Origin of the sequence: Vibrio sp. NFR, assembly GCF_027587095.1 — a bacterium.
GTDB lineage: Bacteria > Pseudomonadota > Gammaproteobacteria > Enterobacterales > Vibrionaceae > Vibrio > Vibrio harveyi.
Window position 1 is genome coordinate 74263 of record NZ_JAPPTN010000002.1, and the last position, 13356, is coordinate 87618.

General features: G+C 46.1%; 13 protein-coding genes. 8 read left to right on the top strand and 5 right to left on the bottom strand.

Annotated elements, in window-relative coordinates:
- Positions 1 to 182: 182 nt before the first annotated feature.
- The 3 genes from OH463_RS03910 (at position 183) to OH463_RS03920 (ending at position 4551) form a co-directional block, all read left to right on the top strand.
- Entirely contained in the window at positions 183 to 2069 is a 1887-nt protein-coding gene (locus OH463_RS03910) for a methyl-accepting chemotaxis protein (RefSeq protein WP_005449641.1), read from the top strand.
- 225 nt (positions 2070 to 2294) lie between these two features.
- Entirely contained in the window at positions 2295 to 3251 is a 957-nt protein-coding gene (locus tag OH463_RS03915; RefSeq protein WP_269990587.1) for a hypothetical protein, read from the top strand.
- A gap of 202 nt (positions 3252 to 3453) precedes the next feature.
- Positions 3454 to 4551, top strand: coding sequence for a YdcF family protein (locus OH463_RS03920; protein ID WP_053052266.1), 1098 nt, complete (start codon positions 3454 to 3456; stop codon positions 4549 to 4551).
- A 78-nt stretch (positions 4552 to 4629) separates the two neighbouring features.
- Here OH463_RS03920 and OH463_RS03925 read toward each other — a convergent pair whose 3' ends face one another.
- A complete protein-coding gene (locus OH463_RS03925) occupies positions 4630 to 5052 on the bottom strand; it encodes an organic hydroperoxide resistance protein (RefSeq protein WP_101960611.1) in 423 nt (140 codons plus the stop codon).
- A gap of 137 nt (positions 5053 to 5189) precedes the next feature.
- Between OH463_RS03925 and OH463_RS03930 the strand changes: the two genes are divergently transcribed.
- From OH463_RS03930 to OH463_RS03950, 5 genes are all read left to right on the top strand, one after another.
- Positions 5190 to 5648, top strand: a complete 459-nt coding sequence (locus OH463_RS03930; protein ID WP_005383518.1) for a MarR family winged helix-turn-helix transcriptional regulator — start codon at positions 5190 to 5192, stop codon at positions 5646 to 5648.
- Between the two features lie 134 nt (positions 5649 to 5782).
- Complete coding sequence (locus OH463_RS03935) at positions 5783 to 5920, top strand: YHYH domain-containing protein (RefSeq protein ID WP_005449646.1); 138 nt, start codon at positions 5783 to 5785, stop codon at positions 5918 to 5920.
- A gap of 302 nt (positions 5921 to 6222) precedes the next feature.
- Complete coding sequence (gene ahpC / locus OH463_RS03940) at positions 6223 to 6780, top strand: alkyl hydroperoxide reductase subunit C (protein WP_005374632.1); 558 nt, start codon at positions 6223 to 6225, stop codon at positions 6778 to 6780.
- Between the two features lie 172 nt (positions 6781 to 6952).
- A complete protein-coding gene (gene ahpF, locus OH463_RS03945; protein ID WP_005374617.1) occupies positions 6953 to 8521 on the top strand; it encodes an alkyl hydroperoxide reductase subunit F in 1569 nt (522 codons plus the stop codon).
- A gap of 1314 nt (positions 8522 to 9835) precedes the next feature.
- Positions 9836 to 10255 carry a VOC family protein gene (locus OH463_RS03950; protein ID WP_009703428.1) on the top strand — a complete coding sequence of 140 codons (420 nt, stop codon included), beginning with the start codon at positions 9836 to 9838 and terminating at the stop codon, positions 10253 to 10255.
- 80 nt (positions 10256 to 10335) lie between these two features.
- Here OH463_RS03950 and OH463_RS03955 read toward each other — a convergent pair whose 3' ends face one another.
- The 4 genes from OH463_RS03955 to OH463_RS03970 form a co-directional block, all read right to left on the bottom strand.
- A complete protein-coding gene (locus OH463_RS03955; RefSeq protein WP_005450025.1) occupies positions 10336 to 10953 on the bottom strand; it encodes a hypothetical protein in 618 nt (205 codons plus the stop codon).
- A 194-nt stretch (positions 10954 to 11147) separates the two neighbouring features.
- Positions 11148 to 11687, bottom strand: a complete 540-nt coding sequence (locus tag OH463_RS03960; RefSeq protein WP_047514724.1) for a CAP domain-containing protein — start codon at positions 11685 to 11687, stop codon at positions 11148 to 11150.
- 144 nt (positions 11688 to 11831) lie between these two features.
- Positions 11832 to 12284: a GNAT family N-acetyltransferase gene (locus OH463_RS03965; protein ID WP_009695867.1), complete on the bottom strand. Its 453-nt coding sequence runs from the start codon at positions 12282 to 12284 to the stop codon at positions 11832 to 11834.
- A gap of 55 nt (positions 12285 to 12339) precedes the next feature.
- Positions 12340 to 13260 carry a LysR family transcriptional regulator gene (locus OH463_RS03970; protein ID WP_009695866.1) on the bottom strand — a complete coding sequence of 307 codons (921 nt, stop codon included), beginning with the start codon at positions 13258 to 13260 and terminating at the stop codon, positions 12340 to 12342.
- Between the last annotated feature and the right edge of the window lie 96 nt (positions 13261 to 13356).

Here is a 13356-nt window from a genome sequence, read left to right on the forward strand (position 1 = left end):
AATAACGGTTTGCTAATAAACAAGTTAGCGCAAAAAAGCAAAACAATTTGAACAAAATGTGTGCATTAGCATGAGTATGAATCAAATACGCGACACAGATCGGTATTTATTTTGAACACTAAAATATAATATCGGCGCGAAATACAAATTTTTATAAATAATAAAGAGCCAATCATATCTATATGTTTAAGAACTTATCTTTGAAGAACAAGCTGGCGATCTCTGCCAGCGCTGCCATCATCCTCGGGGGAGTGTTGGTAGAGGGGCTGTCTTTCCGTGACTCTTTGCAACGACTTGACGTTGAAGTTGCACAGCGTTTAGAAAGTACAAGCGCATCTTACAACCAATATGTAAGTGACTGGATTCTATCCAAAGAACGAGCACTGACTTCACTATCGCAAGACGCTAAAAAATCGGCAATCGTGACGCACCTAAAACAAGTTCGCGATTCTGCCAAGTTTGATAACGTCTTCTTAGCTTACCCAGACGGTTCGCAAGATAACGCAAACGGCGTTGTTCTACCGCCAGGTAACGATGACCCACGCAAATGGGGTTGGTACACCAATGCCATTGCTAATCCATCCAAAGTCTTTATGGATAACCCAACGGTTGCCGCCGCAACAGGCGCAAACGTGGTGTCTTTGGGTAAAGCGATACAGCTTCACGGTCAAACCTCAGTATTAGGTGCTGACGTAGAAATCGGCGATATCCTAAACAGCCTAAACCAAGTAATTTTACCGGGCGAAGGCTACATGTTCATTGCGAACGACCAAGGCAACATCTTCACTCACAACGACAGCAAACTGCTTAATCAACCTGTGAGCAAGCTTGGTTTGAGCAACAATGACATCGTTGCGGCAGCAAGATCTGGTCAGGATCGAACTGTGTCTATTCAGGGTAAAGACTTTGTGGTTTACGCAAAAGCCATCGACGGTACCAAGCTAACCACAGTAACCGTTCTGGATAGCGACTCACTTGTTGCACCACTTTACGATGCCGTTTGGGGACAAATTATCGCGACGGCTATCGTTGTGATCATCTGTGTGGCGTTGTTTAACTTGCTGTGTAACATCCTGTTCCGCCCGCTTTACAACGTCTCTCATGCACTGTCGCAAATCGCTAACGGCAGTGGTGACTTAACTCAACGCATCAAAGTAGAAAACCGCGATGAGGTAGGTGAACTGGCAGAGAACTTCAACCAGTTCGTTGCGAGCCTTCAGCAGCTTATTGGTCATATTCGTCATCAAGCCGAAGACCTAAACCAACAGTCTGAGCTAAGCACTAAGCGTGCAAACCAATCAGTTGATGAGCTAAACCACCAGCAACAAGAAATCACGCTTGTGGCAACGGCAGTGACAGAAATGGCGTCTGCAACTCAAGAGATCGCCTCTCACGCTGAACAAACAGCGAAAGTAGCGCAAGATTCATCAGTAAGTACACAAAACGGTCACTCACTTGTGGTAAACACGAAAGACTCGATCAACAACTTGTCTTCTGAAGTGAACCAAGCAAGTGGTGTTATTAGTGAACTAAACCAACACGCACAAGACATCAACACCGTGCTGTCGACCATCCGTGATATTGCTGAACAAACCAACCTACTTGCGTTGAACGCGGCAATCGAAGCGGCACGCGCTGGTGAACAAGGTCGTGGATTTGCAGTCGTGGCTGATGAAGTTCGCGTACTATCGCAACGTACACACACTTCAACAGAAGAGATCAAATCCACCATCGAAACGCTGCAACGCACCACTCAACGCGCTGTGACCTTGATGGAACGCAGTTCAGAACTGGCGATGGGTTCGGTAGAAGATGCCGACCGTGCTTCGCAAGCGTTGGATGAAATCAATTCAGCGGTTGCATTGATCAGCGACATGGCGACACAAATCGCTACAGCAGCAGAAGAGCAAACGCACGTGACCAACGAGATCACTCAGAATGTTACGTCCATCAAAGACGTGACCGATCACTTGGTGATTGGTGCAGAAGAATCCATGAACCAATCTTCTGAGCTGAAATCACAAGCTGAAGACCTCAACTCGAAAGTAGCGACATTTAAACTGGCGTAGTACTCGTTTCTAAGCTCAATATCAAACCCCGCCTAGCTACGGGGTTTGTTTTTCCCACCGATACTTCTCTCTTAAATTGACCTCAAAGCCTTAAAAATCCGTACATATACCCAACCAGTATTTTCACCTACCGCCGAGAGCAAGCTTCATAGAAAGCGTGGTAGGACATCATTTAGGGAAACGGCTTTTCAACCTTATTCTGAATACGTTCGAAGAGGTGCGCTTATGAATCTTATGGACCTACCCAAAAAACGGGGGAAATGGAATCTCGAACTGTGCAAACAAAGCGCAGCACAATACAAAACTCGCACCGCATGGAGCGAAGGGAGTAAAGCGGCTTACAGTGCTGCTTATCGGAATGGTTGGCTAGACCAATGCTGTGCCCACATGCAACGCGTTGGCGTTAAGTGGACCTACGAAAAATGCGTACGCAGCGCCGCTCGATATAAAACCCGCTCTGAGTGGAACCAAGCGTGCAAAAGCGCCTACCATGCAGCTCGTAAAAATGGCTGGGTAGAAGATTGCTGCGCTCACATGCTTCCCTCTCGTACAGGTAAAAAATGGACCTTTGAAAACTGCGCGAAAAATGCCAAGAAGTACAATACCCGTTCTGATTGGCAACACGGTTGCAGCGGTGCTTATAACGCAGCAAATCGTAATGGTTGGCTAGACGAATGCTGCACTCACATGAAGCCCATCGAACTGAAATGGGACTTCGCGGCGTGCCTCAAAAGCGCTCGAGCGTTTCGGACCCGGACCGAGTGGATCAGCGCGTGCAAAAGTGCGTATCAAGCGGCACGAAACCGAGGTTGGTTGGAGCACTGCTGCGCTCACATGGGTGCGCCGAGAACGCAAAAGAAATGGACACTCGACGCCTGCATCAAAAGTGCTTCTGAATTCAAGACTCGAACCGCATGGCAAGAAGGCTGCAGTGGCGCTTACTTCGCAGCACACCGTAATGGATGGATGAAAAAGTGTTGCCAGCATATGCGCTCTGCTCGCGCCAAATGGACACTGAAAATCTGTAAGGGCAGCGCCTCTTACTTCTCGACCAAGAAAGATTGGCTTCGCTGCTGTCGAGGCGCATACAACGCCGCACATCGTAATGGATGGCTGGTCGAGTGCTGTTCACATATGAAGAGAGCAACCAGCTCGCGATTGTCTTTAAATCCAACCATTTAACACAACAGCCGGTGGGCAACGTTTTTCGTGATCCTACTTCGCGTTTTAACCACTTGAATCCCTTCGTTCGGCTGAGTTGGGATTCATTTCACAGTTTATTCATGAAGCGAACCTAGACTGAAAAAATCCATCGAACTCGTTCGACCTACAACAACGTTAGGCACGATAAAAACTAGGTACTACAGCACCTCTAGGACATTTCATGAAGAAGAACTTACTTGCTATTGCTCTTGGTAGCGTGATTGCGCTAACGGCTGCTCCATACTCCATTGCAGCAAACGATGCTGCTATCCAATCTTCAGCCGACTATTCACAGATCGTCACCAAGCGTCAGGTTGTCGACCAACTGCTCAACGACGCGGTAAAGGCATTCAAATCCCCTGCGCGTATCTCACACGCTGGTTTTACCGCCAAAATGCCGAGCAACATGGAGATTGTTACCGACCGCTTACTAGAAGCCTACAAACTTGAGCCATACCGTACTGACCTGCTGATTTCTGCGGCAAACGCGCAGATCTACAACAAGAATGCAGACCGCGCGATTGAACTGTTCGAACAAGCCCTTTCGGTCGCACCAGACGATGTGGACTTGCACGCTTACTTAGCGGTATGGCAACGCTTTGAGGGCAACCAAACGGAATCAGCGAAACATATGGCGACGCTCACGAAGCTCAATGCAGGTAAAGCGGCAGACATCCAACGCATCTTCGACACCGTAGACCGCGTACTTGCAACGCCACTAAAAGAGAAAGCCGACAAAGGCAAACTAAATGACAAGGGGGCGATCGTCACACTGGGATACGCACTGAATCCGGATGGTTCAATGCACCAAATCTTGGTTGAGCGTTTGGAAACCACGCTAGCCATGGCAAAAGCAAACCCAGACGCGTTGATCGTATTGACGGGCGGCGTACCAAAGAACCACAAAACCGAAGGCAAGTTAATGGCGGATTGGCTGATTGAAAAAGGCATCAGCAAAGATCGCATCATTGAAGAAAACTATGCCACCAGCACGGTAGGTAACGCCCTATTCAGCAGCTACGCATTGGCACGTCACAACATCAAGCACGCGACCATCATCAGCTCAGCGAGCCACGTGCGCCGTGGTCAAACGCTATTTGAAATCGCAAGCTGGCAAACTGGTCCACAAGGCATCACTTTCGACACCGTAAGTTACCCAGACAAACCGCTTAAAGACTTAGCCAAAGCCAGCGATGGCGAACTACTTGGTATTTATCGCGATGCACTGCGTACTTACGGCATGTGGAGCTACCGCTCTTACCCACTAGAGTCGCGTTAAGTATTCTCACTTCATACCAATCAAAAAAAGCCTGCGTACTTGCAGGCTTTTTTGTCTTTGTTCCGTGGTAAGACCCGCTTAAATCGCTTCGCCGTTTACCGTTACTGCTACATCAATGTTGCCACGAACTGCGTTTGAGTATGGGCAAACTTGGTGTGCAATGCGCGTTAGCTCTAGCGCTTGTTCTTGTGGCATATCTAGCTCTACCGCTAGGCTCACTGTTAGAGCGAAGCCGCCGTTGTCGTTCGGACCGAGACCTACTTCCGCTGTTACGGGTGCGCTTTTCAGGTCTACTTTACCTTCACGTGCTACGTGCAGAATCGCGTTAGAAAAACATGCCGAATAGCCCGCTGCGAACAGCTGTTCTGGGTTAGTTGCTGCGCCTGTGCCGCCCATTTCCTTCGGATACGACAGCTCTAGATCGAGAAGACCGTCATCTGTTTTTACTTGACCATTACGACCAGCCAAAGCGGTAGCTTGAGTTTTGTATAGAGTAGTCATGCGAGTATCCTTCTTAATTTAAGTTGCGCACAATTTAATTGCTCGCAATCTTAGATCGAAGTAAAGATCGTTTGCAACTATATTGTGCACAATTTATTTTATGACTCTCTTTCTCTATGAGCAGGTAGGCAACGCCAATGAGCCAGTGTTACACCGACAACACCATGACCGACGACGATAAACTCTTACTCGAAAACCAAGTTTGCTTCCCGCTCTACAGCGCAGCAAATGCAGTGATCCGAGCTTACCGCCCGTTGCTGGACGAGCTTGATCTGACTTATTCGCAGTACTTAGTGATGATGGTACTGTGGGAGAAAGACGGTGCCAGCGTGAAAGAGCTGGGGTCACAACTGCATTTGGACTCAGGCACACTCACGCCGCTGCTTAAACGCTTAGAAGCAAAAGGCTATGTAGAGCGTGGTCGCAGTGAAACCGATGAACGCGTTCGCGTACTCAACCTAACAGAACAAGGTCGTGACCTTAAAGAGCAAGCCAAGTCAGTGCCAAACGCCATGATGTGCAAAATCACCTTAGAGTTGGATGAAATGATCATGCTGAAGAAGTTGTGTGGCAAAGTGCTCGACAATCTGAGCTAATCCTTTGAAATCTTGCCCACTGACGAAATAAGTGGGCGATGAGACGTTAAAGGTTGATTGAAATCATATTCAACTAGTAGCATTCATGTAAAACTCCGCGCGCTCAAGTTTGGGCATACATTTCGGAGTATTAAATGAAAAAGGCAGTATTCGTTCTTCTTGTTAGTTTCGGTATGGTTTCTGCGGCGTTTGCCCATTCTGGAGGCACCGATGCAAATGGCTGTCATACAAACAGTAAAACTGGTGAGTACCACTGTCACAACCGCAAATAATTTCGTTTGCATAATATGAGAAGGCGCGGCTTATCGCGCCTTTTTAAGCGGGAATCACACGTTATACCTCCATCCTCCCTCATCGCCCTTCTCAATCAACATTATCTATTATCGCTCTGCATTCATCTTCAATAAAACCTATCAAAGCAAACTCACCTACATCGGATATGCCTATCAAGTGAAATAGGAAATGACTATCAATAGGATAGTTACAAGCGATTTTCCTTAAACATACTCCGATGAGAATATACTTTCCGAAAGCAACAACAGCTCAGCTTAAAACATTCAAAGGAAAGTAAATTATGATTAATACTCAAATCAAACCATTTGCAGCTACAGCGTACAAAAACGGCGAATTCGTTGAAGTAACAGAACAAGACGTTCTAGGTAAATGGGCAGTATTCTTCTTCTACCCAGCAGACTTTACGTTTGTATGTCCAACAGAACTGGGCGACCTAGCAGACCACTACGAAGAGCTACAAAAACGTGGCGTAGAAGTTTACTCAGTATCAACTGACACACACTTCACTCACAAAGCATGGCACGACAGCTCAGACACAATCGGTAAGATTCAGTACTACATGCTTGGCGACCAAACAGGCAACATCACAAACAACTTCGGTGTGATGCGTGAAGGTCAAGGTCTTGCAGACCGCGCTACGTTCCTAATCGACCCAGAAGGTACTATCCAAGCAATGGAAATCACTGCTGAAGGTATCGGTCGTGACGCAGAAGACCTACTACGCAAAGTGAAAGCAGCTCAATACGTAGCAGCACACCCAGGCGAAGTTTGCCCAGCTAAATGGAAAGAAGGTGAAGAGACACTAGCTCCATCACTAGATCTAGTTGGCAAAATCTAAGCCACTGAAATTTAAGTTCTAATCAGTTCCCGATTTCCTTTTTCTGATTAGAACTGAATTAGAGAGCACTTCAGGTTAGATACCTTGACGACCTTCTGCCTGATTTGCTCTCTCCCCCTCAGGTTTTATCTACAGTAACCACTTTTTAGTTTTAATTAAGGTAGTAACAACTATGTTAGACCAAGCGATCCAACAACAACTCAAACAATATCTGGCTAATGTAAAAGAAGAAGTTCGTTTAGTGGTTAGTCTAGATGAAAGCAAAGCATCGAATGACATTTTGTCTCTAGCGAACCAAATCGCAGAGATGAGCGACCTAATCACCGTTGAACGTGACGACAACGCAAGCGCACGTAAACCAGTGATGGCGGTAACTAACCCAGCAAAAGGCACAGCACTACGCTTTGCAGGCTTGCCAATGGGTCACGAATTTACCTCTCTAGTATTGGCACTGCTTCACTCTGGCGGTCACCCAATCAAACTAGAACCGGAAGTGATTGAGCAAATCGCAGCACTAGACAAAGATCTAGACGTAGAAATCTTCATTTCACTGTCGTGCCAAAACTGTCCGGACGTGGTTCAAGCGTTCAACATGATGGCGGCGATCAACCCGAAAGTAAAAGCAACCATGATCGACGGTGGTTTGTTCCAAGATGAAGTGAAACAACGCGACATCATGGCAGTACCAAGTGTATTTGTGAATGGCGAGCTATTCGGTCAAGGTCGTATGTCTCTGACTGAAATCCTAAACAAAGTGGATGACGGAGCAAGCGAGAAAGCCGCGAAAGCACTGAGCGAAAAAGACCCATACGATGTACTTGTTGTCGGCGGTGGTCCTGGTGGTAGCGCAGCTGCTCTATACGCAGCTCGTAAAGGCATTCGCACTGGCGTTGTTGCTAAGCGTTTTGGTGGTCAGGTTATGGACACCATGGCAATCGAGAACTTCATTTCGGTAAAACGTACTGAAGGTCCAAAACTGGCAACTGATCTAGCAGAACACCTAAAAGAATACGATGTAGACGTAGTAACTGAACAACAAGCTGAGAAGCTAATGGGCGCAGCACACACAGAAGATGGTTTGATTCACATCCAACTTGAAAGCGGCGCAACGCTGAAGAGTAAGAGTGTCATCCTAAGCCCTGGTGCACGCTGGCGTGAAATGAACGTTCCGGGTGAGCAAGAGTACCGCAACAAAGGTGTCGCGTACTGCCCACACTGTGACGGCCCACTGTTCAAAGGCAAGAAAACTGCGGTTATCGGTGGTGGTAACTCAGGCATCGAAGCTGCTATCGACCTTGCTGGTATCGTCGAACACGTAACGGTTCTTGAATTCGCAGACGTACTTCGCGCAGACCAAGTGCTTATCGACAAAGCGAATTCACTACCAAACGTAGACATCATCACGATGGCGCAAACTACTGAAGTTGTGGGCGACGGTACTCGCGTAACAAGTTTGAAGTACAAAGACCGCAACACAGACGAAATCAAAGAGATTGAACTGTCAGGTATCTTTGTTCAAATCGGTCTAGTACCAAACACAGAATGGCTAAAAGATTCAGAAGTAGCCCTATCTGAGCGCGGCGAAATCGAAGTCGGTAGCCGTGGCGATACTAGCCTAGAAGGTGTGTTTGCAGCCGGTGACGCAACAACCGTTCCTTACAAACAGATCATCATTGCGATGGGTGAAGGTGCAAAAGCAAGCTTAGGCGCATTTGACTACCTAATCCGTAAGCAAGGTTAATCTCCAAATTTCTTGGACACAAAGCGCACAGTGCTGTGTTTTCTTCCCCAGAAGGCCAATCGGGGCACTGTGTAGAACGGAGTGGCAAGAAATAAAAGCAAAAACCTAGAAGCCCAAAGACTTTGCCAGCAGCTACTACTGCTGGCTTTTTTTGGTTTGTGGCGAAAGCACTGAGCACACAACAAGAAAGAACAGCCCTCCCCTTTGATAACCACATTCAAATGCTTGGCAAATCATGTCGAGAAAAGGGGAAGTTGGAGGGGGTTGCAAGCGCATAACCCAACATTCAGATTCAAAGCACTAACCCCACCTAACCTCCCCTTGTATCAAACTCTGAAGCTCTCAATACTCTGAGCTCAAAGGGGAGGAACTGGTTTTGTGCTAGCGGATAATTCAATTCACAATGCAACATCACAACGCGCTGAAAATAGATTCTGAATACTCGCTTAGGCTCCTTCAGAATGACGCTGTTCGTTTAGCTCTCTCTTTCCGTCATTCCCGCGAACCTAGGTGAGACTGGGAATCTACTCACCAAAAACTCGATCGAAATTAATTAGTAAGAACACGAACAAACAAAAGGTGAAAGAAGATCGCAAGCACCTAACCCAACATTCAGATTCAAAGCACTAACCCCACCTAACCTCTCCTTGTATCAAACTCCGAAGCTCTCAACACTCCGTGTTCAAAGGGGAGGGACTGGTTTTGTGCTAGCGGATAATTCAGTTCACAATGCAACATCACAACGCGCTGAAATTAGATTCTGAATAATCGCTTAGGCTCCTTCAGAATGACGCTGTTCGTTTCATGCTCTCTCCCCGTCATTCCCGCGAACCTAGGTGAGACTGGGAATCTACTCACCAAAAACTCGATCGAAAATGATTAGCAAGAACACAGACAAACAAAAGGTGAAAGAAGGTTGCAAGCACCTAACCCAACCTTAAACCTCATACCAACAACCTCACCTAACCTCCCCTTATGTCAAACTCCAAAGCTCTCAATGCACCGAGTTCTAAAGGGAGGGACTGGTTCTGTGCTAGCGGATAATTCAATTCACAATGCAACATCACAACGCGCTGAAATTAGATTCTGAATAATCGCTTAGGCTCCTTCAGAATGACGCTGTTCGTTTAGCTCTCTCTTTCCGTCATTCCCGCGAACCTAGGTGAGACTGGGAATCTATTCACCAAAAACTCGATCCAAATAATTAGCCAAAGCACTTACAATAAAAAATTCCAAAAAAGCTCTTTACCTCAACTTAACTTGAGGTTTTAGCATGTTCATCGTTGGCTAGGAAATGACAGAAAGGAGCACACAATGATCCAACTAGAACATGTGAACTTAGTGGTAAAGGATATCCCAGAAATGCTGAAGTTTTATCAAGCGGCATTTCCGCATTGGTATATACGTGATGAAGGTACTGGCGAATGGAGTGGAAAGCCGAGAAACTGGCTGCACTTTGGCGATGAATACCAATACATTGCAATGAGCGACCACGGTGAAGGCAACAACCGAGAATTAAGTGGTCACCAAGTTGGTCTCGCACACTTCGCCTACGTGACTAATGACATCGACGGTGTGACAAAACGATTGATTGAAGCAGGTTATCCAATTGCCCAACCCGGCGCAAAAGAGCCATACCGTAAGAACATTTACTTTGTTGACCCAGCTGGCTTTGAAATCGAATTTGTAGAATACCTTACCGATGATCCAAAACTACGTAACTTAACGAGTTAATACCAAGTATAAAAAACGCCAGCAGGAATTCCTTGCTGGCGTTTCGTTTATCAAGGGGGCGTAATTGACGATGCTCGTATCTATTGAGAAAGAGACGGGCGGTAAGGCTCTTCTCGAACACCGTGTGAGAGCACTAACTTAATAATGAAGATTGGTGCTAACCATTCTAAACCAGTCGGAGCCGGGACTAATGTCGAAAGAATGATGGATAACATGACTGCAAGTAGCGCAACCGGACGTTGTAAATAAAGCGGCAGGAAGTGCAAAAACACAACCGATACCATCATCACGGCATACCAGAAAAACGCGTAAGACCAAGCGACATCAAAACATAACGGCACAGCAAACAATTGAAAGTGAATAGCAGGGAACAAGAATTTGCTGCCTACCAATTTGCCCATCCAAGTCAGCTCAAGTTTTTGGTCGGTATGTAGAAATCGCTTCATCGAGCCTAAAGAGTTCGTCAGAACACCTCCAATCATATCTAACGTGAGCAATGACGCGACAATAATTTGAAGCCAACTCCACTCCAAGGTTTGCCATGCAAAAAAGTAGAGGATCACTGGAGCAATAAACGCTGCGTAATTGGCGATCATGGATTCCGCTTTGGTTGCACCAAACCCAGTCGTGAAGTTGAACTTACCCTCACAATCCCAATTGATATGCGCATTCTTTATCGTAGTTTTACTCGTAGACATCATTCGATCCCCTTCATTTAAACGGCTTATTCATTTCAAATCTTTTAAGACCACTCGGTCTATAAAAAGAATAATCGATTAAAACTTATCTTGTCAATTTTTTAGACCAACTGTACCAAAATAAAAATAAAGCCAGTTGAGTCTCCTCTACTGGCTTTATCTGTTTGTTGTCCAGACTGATCTATTTGTCGTCATCAACGCTGCTTGGCGAAGACTTGGGTCCAGTAATAGCGATAATTCGTCGATTGGTTCTCCACCATGGATGAGCCCATCTGGTCGAAGTCGGCGTTCATGATATTAAGGCAGTGCCCTTCACTCGATAGCCAAGAGTTCATTACCGCATCGATTGAACGTTGCCCTCTCGCGACATTCTCTCCTAACCTGCTCCAAGCATAACCTGTGGCATTGACGCGACTGGAAAGCGTGCTGCCATTTGAACCGGTATGGCTCATAAAATCACTGTTTGCCATATCGCTAGAGTGTCCATACGCTGCGCTTTCTAAATCGTAACTCCAGGTAAGCGCTCCAACGGGAGGCATAGCTCTTGAGCCACATTGCTGAGTTTTAGATCGAGCATCGTTAACTGCGGCAAGCATTTGCTCGGCAAAAGTGGTGGCTGTAGGTGGTGTATCAGGGGATTGTGAGCCACTGTCTGCAGGTGATGACGAATCTCCATCGCCACCACATGCACTGAGAAGTAGCGCCAAAGTAGGCACTAAGATCTTTGTTGGCATTGTCTGTCCTTATCTGTTTGACGAAAGGCAAAAAACGCTTTCGATAACCAAGTCCAATAACCTAACAAAAACCAATAAAAGCACCATATGGTGCAAGGTGTTTTAACCAAATACTCACGCTACGCTTTCATAGCTCGAATTTGCTTACGACTGGAGATTCAATTCCATATCGATACGGTGCATATCGACACCCCAACCATCAGGGATGTAGTTCAGCTCTACGGCACCATATTTGGCAAAAAACGGCGCAGATAAATGACTTGCGGCGATCTTGATTTGGGGGATGTTCAACTGCTCAGCTCGGTGAATCGCTCGGCTCATAAACTCATGACCAATCTTCATGCCTTGCGCTTTTGGTGAGATTAAAATCCAGTTCAAGCTATGAAATGCCTGTGTTTTGCCACTCAAACCATAAGCACCAACGAGTTCACCATTTAGAAAGCACACTTCATAACCTTGTGGGTCACTATCAAGAAACTCCGCGTAATCCTCTCTTTCATTAGTTGCGAAATATTCAGGGCAGTTTTCATCGAAGATGCGCAGGCAATCCTCTTTATCACTTGGTAGGAAGGCTCTGAAATTTATGTTGTTGGTCATAAAGTTATCTCTTTAGAATCGATTCGTGCTTACTATGAGGGTATGTAAGACCTTACTAAATCTCTGTCGTCATGGTCAGGATTTCATTGATAAGGAACTGAGCTTTGTCGTTATCTAACTGGCGTTTGTGATAGATACCGACATTACCGATTTTACTGGTATCTGTGTGCAAACACTTCACGCCGTTTTTCTCCATCCAACCGTTCATCTTATCGCTGTAAGGCATAATAGCATTGGTCGTTTCGAGCAAATCCAAGCTAGCAAGTAGCGAACCGACTTCATAAACCACAGGTGCAGTTTCATTGGATTGATTGAAGATTTGATCGTACTCGAATGCGTTGTTGAGCACTGAGCTGTATCGAGAATGCCCCGGCGTTACGCGGATCAGTGGATAAGCAGACATCGCCTCGGATGGTGATTCCAAAAACATTTTGTCATTAAGTAGAGGGTGGTCTCGATGAACAAAGAAAGACTCTTGATCTTGGAACAGCGGTCTGAACACCACCGGCATAAGATCTTTCAATCCGCCGATTTCGTGACCAATAAATAAATCTATATCACCTTGAATCAGGTGCTGCATCAAAGAAAGGTTGTTGCCAAATTCAATATAGAGTGAGCTATGAGGATGCGCTTCTTGGTATTTGGTGATCCCATGTCGCACAAAAAGCTCCCACCACGCTTCACCAACACCGATCTTCAGTTTACCGTGTTCCCTTTGATGCATGTCTTGAATTTTGTGCATCAAATCGAGGTGCTTTTCTTGCTGTTCCTCGACATAACGGAGAAATACTTGCCCGTATTCTGTCAGCTCTACGCCTTTAGAACGACGTATTAATAGCGATACACCCATATCGCTTTCTAGCTTCTTGATCGCCGTTGTCAGGGTTGGTTGTGTTACATGCAGCAGCTCAGACGCCTTCTTGATGTTTCCGGTTCTGGCTACGGTCAGAAAATATCGATTCACTCGATTCATCATCGCCCACTCATTTAGGTATCAATTTTTCCTATATCATAAGCAAAAAGTTCAATTTCTACTAGCGGGGAAAAGCCACTATATTTTGTCTTAGATTTT

Excerpts from the sequence above, each read along its gene's own strand:
- OH463_RS03965 (WP_009695867.1), bottom strand. The coding sequence starts at position 12,284 with ATGACCAACAACATAAATTTCAGAGCCTTCCTACCAAGTGATAAAGAG.
- OH463_RS03910 (WP_005449641.1), top strand. The coding sequence starts at position 183 with ATGTTTAAGAACTTATCTTTGAAGAACAAGCTGGCGATCTCTGCCAGC.
- ahpC (WP_005374632.1), top strand. The coding sequence starts at position 6,223 with ATGATTAATACTCAAATCAAACCATTTGCAGCTACAGCGTACAAAAAC.
- OH463_RS03955 (WP_005450025.1), bottom strand. The coding sequence starts at position 10,953 with ATGTCTACGAGTAAAACTACGATAAAGAATGCGCATATCAATTGGGAT.
- OH463_RS03935 (WP_005449646.1), top strand. The coding sequence starts at position 5,783 with ATGAAAAAGGCAGTATTCGTTCTTCTTGTTAGTTTCGGTATGGTTTCT.
- OH463_RS03915 (WP_269990587.1), top strand. The coding sequence starts at position 2,295 with ATGAATCTTATGGACCTACCCAAAAAACGGGGGAAATGGAATCTCGAA.
- ahpF (WP_005374617.1), top strand. The coding sequence starts at position 6,953 with ATGTTAGACCAAGCGATCCAACAACAACTCAAACAATATCTGGCTAAT.
- OH463_RS03960 (WP_047514724.1), bottom strand. The coding sequence starts at position 11,687 with ATGCCAACAAAGATCTTAGTGCCTACTTTGGCGCTACTTCTCAGTGCA.
- OH463_RS03920 (WP_053052266.1), top strand. The coding sequence starts at position 3,454 with ATGAAGAAGAACTTACTTGCTATTGCTCTTGGTAGCGTGATTGCGCTA.
- OH463_RS03950 (WP_009703428.1), top strand. The coding sequence starts at position 9,836 with ATGATCCAACTAGAACATGTGAACTTAGTGGTAAAGGATATCCCAGAA.
- OH463_RS03930 (WP_005383518.1), top strand. The coding sequence starts at position 5,190 with ATGAGCCAGTGTTACACCGACAACACCATGACCGACGACGATAAACTC.
- OH463_RS03970 (WP_009695866.1), bottom strand. The coding sequence starts at position 13,260 with ATGATGAATCGAGTGAATCGATATTTTCTGACCGTAGCCAGAACCGGA.
- OH463_RS03925 (WP_101960611.1), bottom strand. The coding sequence starts at position 5,052 with ATGACTACTCTATACAAAACTCAAGCTACCGCTTTGGCTGGTCGTAAT.